We start from the raw sequence: 6,495 nt of genomic DNA, 5'->3' as shown, positions 1-6,495 counted from the left end.
CGGCCGGACAGCCGGGCGTCGCGCACCCAGGTGCCCGACCGCACCAGCGTGCAGGACACGGCGGTCCTGGCCGAGAGCCTGGGCCTGACCGCCAGCAACCCGGCGCATTTCGCGCTGGGCGTGGGCAACGCGATCCTGGGCGACGGATTTTCGTCGCGGCTCTATCGCGATTTGCGGGTCAGGACGGGCTATGTCTATTCGGTCAGCAGCCATTTTTCCTGGTCGCGCAATCGCGGCGGATACAGCATCAGCTTCGGCGCCGACCCGGACAAGGTCGGCAAGGCGCGCGATGCCGCCATCCGGGACGTCGCCGCCATGCAGGCCCAGCCCGTGTCCGACGCCGAACTGACCCTGGCCAAGGCATCGCTGCTGCGCGGGCTGCCGCTGGCGCGGGCCAGCCTGGATTCGATCGCATCCGAGGATTTGCACCTGATCGGGCTGGGCCTGCCCCTGGACACGCCGGACCTGGCGGCGAAAGCCTATTACGGCATGACGGCGGGGGCGGTGCAGGCGGCCTTCCGCACCTGGATCCGGCCGGGAGATCTGGCGGAGATCGTCAAGGGCCCCGCCCCCATGCCGTAACGGCGGGGCACGGGTTTTTCATGCGCTTCGGCTGGCGCGGCCGTCCCGTGCCCGCCGGCGGATCGGCGAAACGAAAACCGCAAGGGGATGCCATGACCGGGAAGCAGCCATGGACTATCGCGTGGATCGTCTGCGCCACGCTGTATTGCGCGGGCCTGTCCTGCCCCGGCGTGGCATCGCCGGCATGGGCGGCCGGCGCCGGGGGGGCACCCGCGCCGGCACTGTGCGGCCAGCAGCCGGTCTTCGACGATGAATTCGACACGCTGAGCCTTGCGGCGTGGAGGCTGGATGGCCGGCGCTGGATCACGCACACGCCCTGGGCCGGCGATTTCGGTGATGCGCGTTTTACCGATCCCGGTCCGGGATCGGCTTTTTCGGTCCATGGCGGGGTGCTGTCGATTACCGCGCGCCGGGACGCGGCGGGGGCCTGGACGTCGGGCCTGATCGCGTCGGCGGACGGAGTCGGTGGCGGCTTCGCCACGATGTACGGCTATTTCGAGACGCGCACGAAGCTGCCGCCCGGTCCGGGCACCTGGCCGGGCATCTGGCTGAACGAGAGCACGCCGAAGGACTGGCCGCTGCAGACGGTCGAAATCGATATGATGGAATATTACGGGCAATTTCCCGGGAAATACCATGCGACGATTCATGTCTGGCACGGCCGTACGGCTGCGCGGGACGGGGGCTGGGGCACGGTGATTACCGCCCCGGGCGATCCCGGGACGCTGGTCGCGCGTTTCCACACCTACGGCGTGCTGGTCGCGCCGGCGCAGACGATCTTCTACCTCGACCGCCGGGAGGTCTGGCGCAGCCCGACGCCGCCGGAACATAAGCGCCCGCTGATGTTCCTGATCAACCTGGCGCTGGGCGGCGGGTGGCCGATCAATCGGACGCCCAATCCCACGACCATGCAGGTGGATTATGCGCGGGTCTATCGGCCCGACGATTCCGCCGCCTTCGCGCGCTGCCTGGCGGGAACAGCGGAATAGGCGGATCGCGGTTTCCCGTCTTGCCGTGGCTGCCGTCAGTCCGCCCTCAGGGCGCGGGCCGGTTCGGCGCGGGCGACGCGGAGCGTCTGCCCCAGCACGGTCAGCACCGCGACCAGGAGCGCACCGGCCACGGCAAGCAGGAAATAGACCGGATCGAGCGCGATGCGCTGGTCGAATCCGGACAGCCAGGAGCGCATGGCGATCCATGCGACCGGACAGGCGACAAGGCAGGAGAGCATGACCGGGCGAAGCAGGTCGCGGAGCAGCAGGACCACGATCTGCCGCCCGGTCGCGCCCATTGTCTTGCGGATGCCGATCTCATGGGTACGCCGCACGGCGGCGAACGCGGCCAGGCTGTAGAGCCCGAGGCACGCGATCAGCATCGCCGCCGCCGCCCCCAACGTAAAGACATGGCCCCGGCGCTCGTCGCCTTTGTAGAACGCATCGGTCCGCGCGTCCGCCGATTGGAAATCGCTGGCGATGTCGGGAAGAATGCCGGCCCAGGCGCGGTTCAGGCGCCGGGCCATTTCGGATTCCGTCACGCCTTGGAAACGGACCGCCGGGATCGGGTTATCGAAGGGCGTTTTGGAGAGTGTGCCGAAATAGATGATTTCCGGATAGACGGGCGCGCGCGGCGAACCGAAACGCAGATCGTCGATGACGCCGACGACCGCGGCCTGCATGCCGCCTTTCTGCAGGACCTTGCCGACGGCGTCCCCTGGCGAGGCAAAGCCGAATTTCGCGGCGGCACGCGCGTTGATGACGACATTGACGCGAACCCCGTCGTTCCCGAGGGCGCCATCCGCGGGCGCATCGTCCTGTCCGTGCGCCGTATCGAACCAGCGTCCGGCCAGGATGCGGGGGCGATAGGTCACGAGATAGCCGGGGCCGACGCGATCGAAAAGAAGCTGCACGTCGTTTTTCCCGGCCGGCCCCGTGTAGCTGTATGTCGAACGCCATTCGCTGTTCGGCCGCGGCTGCAACTGCCCGATGGTGATCGCCGCCACGCCGGGAACGGCGCGCAGCGTGTCGAACATCCTGCGCTGGAGCCCGGCATCCCGCGACCGTATTTCCTGGCCGATCAGCAGGCCGGACCGGACATAGCCGCGATCGGCGTCCCGCATGAACGCCGTTTGCCGGTCGATGACGAGCGTGCAGATGACGATCGTGACCGCGATGGCGAATTGCGCGAGCACGAGCGCGCTGCGCAACCGCGCGGCGCCGCGTCCGCCGGACGGCGTCCGTGCCGCCGCCAGGATGGTCGCCGGATGGTAGGCGGATAGAACAGCCGCCGGGTGGCAGCCGCTTGCCAGGCCGGTGACCAGGACGACGAGCGGCAGCATGGCGAGCACGAAGCCGTACTGCACCCCGATGGCCTCTCCGGTCAGGCTGGCCATGATCGGCGTCATGACCTCGCAGAATGCGAGGCCCGACAATCCGGCGATCGCGGCGATCAGCAGCGCCTCTCCCATGAACTGGGCGAAGAGGCCATGCCTTGCGGCGCCCAGCGTTTTGCGTATCGCGACCTCGCGGGCGCGAAAGGCGGACCGTGCGGTGGCGAGGTTGACCGCATTGGCGCAGGCGAGCCCGAGCGCCAGAACCCCGATCAGTCCGATGCTGTCGACGACGTTCCGGTCAACGCCGTCATCCACGTCTTCCACCGTCAGGTCGTGGAAACGCGCCTCTCGCAGCGGGACGAGCGACAGCGCGTAGATTTTGTCCGGATGCGCGCCGAGGGACGCCTGGTCGTCGCCCGGCCCGGCGGCACGGCGGACGACGAAATCGCGCAGCCGCGCGTTCATCGCCGCGAGATCGCCCGGCCGGCGCAGTTTCAGATAGATCTCGCCGCAGAAGCTTCCCCAATAGCGGTAGCAGGCGCGAGTCTGCGCCTCCTGTGCGGGGATCGGTGCCAGCATGTCCACGTTCGACAAAAAGCCCGGCCCCTCCGGCGTGGCCAAAACGCCGCTGACCGTGTGAACCGTCTTCGTTCCGTTGCGATTCACCGTGACGGTCCGCGCCAGGACGTCCGTCGTCCCGAACAGCCTGAGCGCGGCGCCTTGCGACAGCACCAGCCCGTCGGGCTTCGACAATGCGTCGTCCGGCGAACCGTGCAGCAGCTTCACCTTGAAGACGCGGAAAAAAGAGGGATCGGTCAAATAGGACACGTAGGTGCTGAATAGGCCCGCCCTTTCGGTCCGCAGGTCGGTGCCCGTCAGGCGGACGGCGTCCTCGATTTCCGGAAAATCCTCGCGCAGGAACGGCAGGGCGCGAAAGCTGATGTCGCCGGTCTCGCTCGGCGCGCTGCCGGGAAGGGTCCAGTGCTCGTCGACCCGGACCAGCCGATCGACGTCCGGCAGGCCGGCATTGTAGCGATATTCATAACGGACCAGCAGGGCGAGCGTCAGGAACACGCCGATCCCGAGAGCGAGGCCGGCCACGTTGAGCCCGACATGGAGCGGATGGCGCCGGGCCTGTCGTACGATGCTCTGACAAATGGTAACGAGCATGGGCTGCTTCTCCTCGCGAGAAACACCATACCGTATTTTCGGACGATTTTATCTTATTGATAAATATAGATAAATTTTGAATCCTGGGCGCCTTCTGTCCGAAGACGGACGGTCTGTCCGGAATCGGACACCCTGGAGCGGCGCGTCAAGCGGACCATGAAAAAGAAAAGGGGCGGCGCCGTGACCGGCGCCGCCCCCCTTGTCCTGCTGCGAGACGCTGCCCGCCGGCGGCGATCAGCCCTCGGCGTTGCGGCGGCGGATCGCGGCCCCCAGGATGTCACCCAGCGAAGCGCCGCTGTCGGACGAGCCGTACTCGTTGATGGCCTGCTTGTCTTCCTCGACCTCGCGGCCGCGGATGGTCAGGGCCAGCTTGCGGGCCGCACGGTCCACCGACACGATCTTGGCGTCGACGCGCTCGCCCACGGCGAAACGCTCGGGGCGCTGGTCGGCCTTGTCGCGCGCCAGCTCGGCGCGGCGGATGAAGCCGGTCAGCACGTCATCGACCTTGACCTCGATGCCGTTCGACTGGACGGCGGTCACGATGCAGGTGACGACCGCGCCCTTCTGCACGCGGCCCAGCGCATCGGCGGCGGGGTCTTCATGCAGCTGCTTGATGCCCAGCGAAATGCGTTCCTTCTCGACATCGACGTCCAGCACCTTGGCGCTGACCACCTGGCCCTTCTCGAAGCGGGTCATGGCGACCTCGCCCGGCTCGTCCCAGGACAGGTCGGACATGTGGACCATGCCGTCGATGTCCGCGGACAGGCCGATGAACAGGCCGAACTCGGTGATGTTGCGGATCTCGCCCTCGACCGTCGAGCCGATCTTGTGCTCTTCGGCGAACTGCTCCCACGGGTTGCGCTGCACCTGCTTCAGGCCCAGCGAGATGCGGCGCTTGGCGCTGTCCACGTCCAGGACCATGACGTCGACTTCCTGCGAGGTCGCGACGATCTTGCCCGGATGGACGTTCTTCTTCGTCCAGGACATTTCGGAGACGTGCACCAGGCCCTCGACCCCCGGCTCCAGCTCGACGAACGCGCCGTAGTCGGTGATGTTGGTGACGCGGCCGGAATAGCGGGCACCGGGCGGATACTTGATCGCCACGTTCTCCCACGGGTCGGCTTCGAGCTGCTTCATGCCCAGCGAGATGCGCTGCGTATCCGGGTTGAAGCGGATGACCTGCACGCGGACCGGCTGGCCGATCTGCAGGGCCTCGGACGGATGGTTGATGCGCTTCCAGGCGATGTCGGTGACATGCAGCAGGCCGTCCACGCCGCCCAGGTCGACGAACGCACCGTAATCGGTGATGTTCTTGACCACGCCGTCCAGGATCATGCCTTCCTTCAGGCCCTGGATCAGTTCGCTGCGCTGCTCGGCACGCGTCTCTTCCAGCACCGCGCGGCGCGAGACGACGATGTTGCCGCGGGCGCGGTCCATCTTCAGGATCTGGAAGGGCTGCGGCACGCCCATCAGCGGGGTGACGTCGCGCACCGGACGGATATCGACCTGGCTGCCCGGCAGGAAGGCCATCGCGCCGCCCAGATCGACGGTGAAGCCGCCCTTGACGCGGCCATAGATCGTGCCGTTGACGCGCTGGTTGCCTTCGAACGCCTTTTCGAGGTTCGTCCAGGCTTCCTCACGACGCGCCTTCTCGCGCGACAGCACGATCGAGCCGTCGCGATCTTCGTACCGCTCGACGAACAGTTCGATCACGTCGCCCGGCTTGACGTCGGGGCTGACGCCCGGCGGGCCGAATTCCTTGAGCGCCACGCGCCCTTCGCTCTTGAGGCCGACATCGACGATCGCGAATTCGTCGGTCAGGCGCACGACGCGGCCGGTGACGACCGAACCGTCGAACGCGGTGTCGCGGCCCAGGGTCTCGTCGAGCAGGGTCGCGAAATCTTCGCCGCCGAAATGGTCGGTGGCGTGCTGTAAGGTGGCTGAAGCCATGAGGTACCTGTAGATCCCGTATCCGGCACCGCGGCGCGGACCGGAAGTCATGCGCACCGTCACATCGATCGGACGGAACGACTTGCCCGGCTGTATCCGCGGCCCGTGCCGCGACATGCCTGACGGCCGATGAAAAACGGCGCGCCGCTGCCTCATGGGAATATCCTGGGGGAATGCCCTATGGAATGCCCTTGGGGGGAACGCCCTGGGGGGCGGCCTCGACGCGTGGATTGCACAGACACCCTCGCCCCCCGGTCTGTCAACACAAACCGGACGCCGGATGCCCGAAAACCGGCGGAACGCCGATCACACGGCGCGGAGGCGCCCCGTCCCGGGGCAGTCCGACCCGGGGCAGCCCGTCCGTTCGCGGACGATACGCAGCGCCTCGGCCAGTACCTCGTCCGCCGTCATGTGGTCGGTGTCGATATGCACCGCGTCCTCGGCCGCGCGCAGCGGGGCGACCGCGC

At 67.5% G+C, this 6,495-nt stretch carries 4 protein-coding genes; 2 read left to right on the top strand and 2 right to left on the bottom strand.

Features of this window, described 5'->3' with window-relative positions; translation table 11 throughout:
• Both HUK84_RS08425 and HUK84_RS08420 read left to right on the top strand, forming a co-directional pair.
• Positions 1-582, top strand: a 582-nt coding sequence (locus HUK84_RS08425) for a M16 family metallopeptidase (protein WP_176639903.1), incomplete at its 5' end; no start/stop codon positions are given.
• Between the two features lie 92 nt (positions 583-674).
• Positions 675-1,571, top strand: coding sequence for a glycoside hydrolase family 16 protein (locus HUK84_RS08420; RefSeq protein ID WP_176639902.1), 897 nt, complete (start codon positions 675-677; stop codon positions 1,569-1,571).
• Between the two features lie 35 nt (positions 1,572-1,606).
• On the opposite strand, the gene HUK84_RS08415 is transcribed toward HUK84_RS08420, so the two are convergent.
• Both HUK84_RS08415 and rpsA read right to left on the bottom strand, forming a co-directional pair.
• Positions 1,607-4,078, bottom strand: coding sequence for an ABC transporter permease (locus HUK84_RS08415; protein ID WP_176639901.1), 2,472 nt, complete (start codon positions 4,076-4,078; stop codon positions 1,607-1,609).
• 234 nt (positions 4,079-4,312) lie between these two features.
• On the bottom strand, positions 4,313-6,028 hold the full coding sequence (gene rpsA / locus HUK84_RS08410) for a 30S ribosomal protein S1 (RefSeq protein WP_176639900.1): 1,716 nt from the start codon (positions 6,026-6,028) through the stop codon (positions 4,313-4,315).
• Between the last annotated feature and the right edge of the window lie 467 nt (positions 6,029-6,495).

Source organism: Nguyenibacter vanlangensis (genome assembly GCF_013376155.1).
In the GTDB taxonomy this organism is placed as follows: Bacteria; Pseudomonadota; Alphaproteobacteria; order Acetobacterales; family Acetobacteraceae; genus Gluconacetobacter; species Gluconacetobacter vanlangensis.
This window is presented reverse-complemented; position numbering and strand designations above follow the sequence as displayed.

Coding starts and splice junctions, on each gene's coding strand:
- HUK84_RS08420 (WP_176639902.1), top strand. CDS start 675: ATGACCGGGAAGCAGCCATGGACTATCGCGTGGATCGTCTGCGCCACG.
- HUK84_RS08415 (WP_176639901.1), bottom strand. CDS start 4,078: ATGCTCGTTACCATTTGTCAGAGCATCGTACGACAGGCCCGGCGCCAT.
- rpsA (WP_176639900.1), bottom strand. CDS start 6,028: ATGGCTTCAGCCACCTTACAGCACGCCACCGACCATTTCGGCGGCGAA.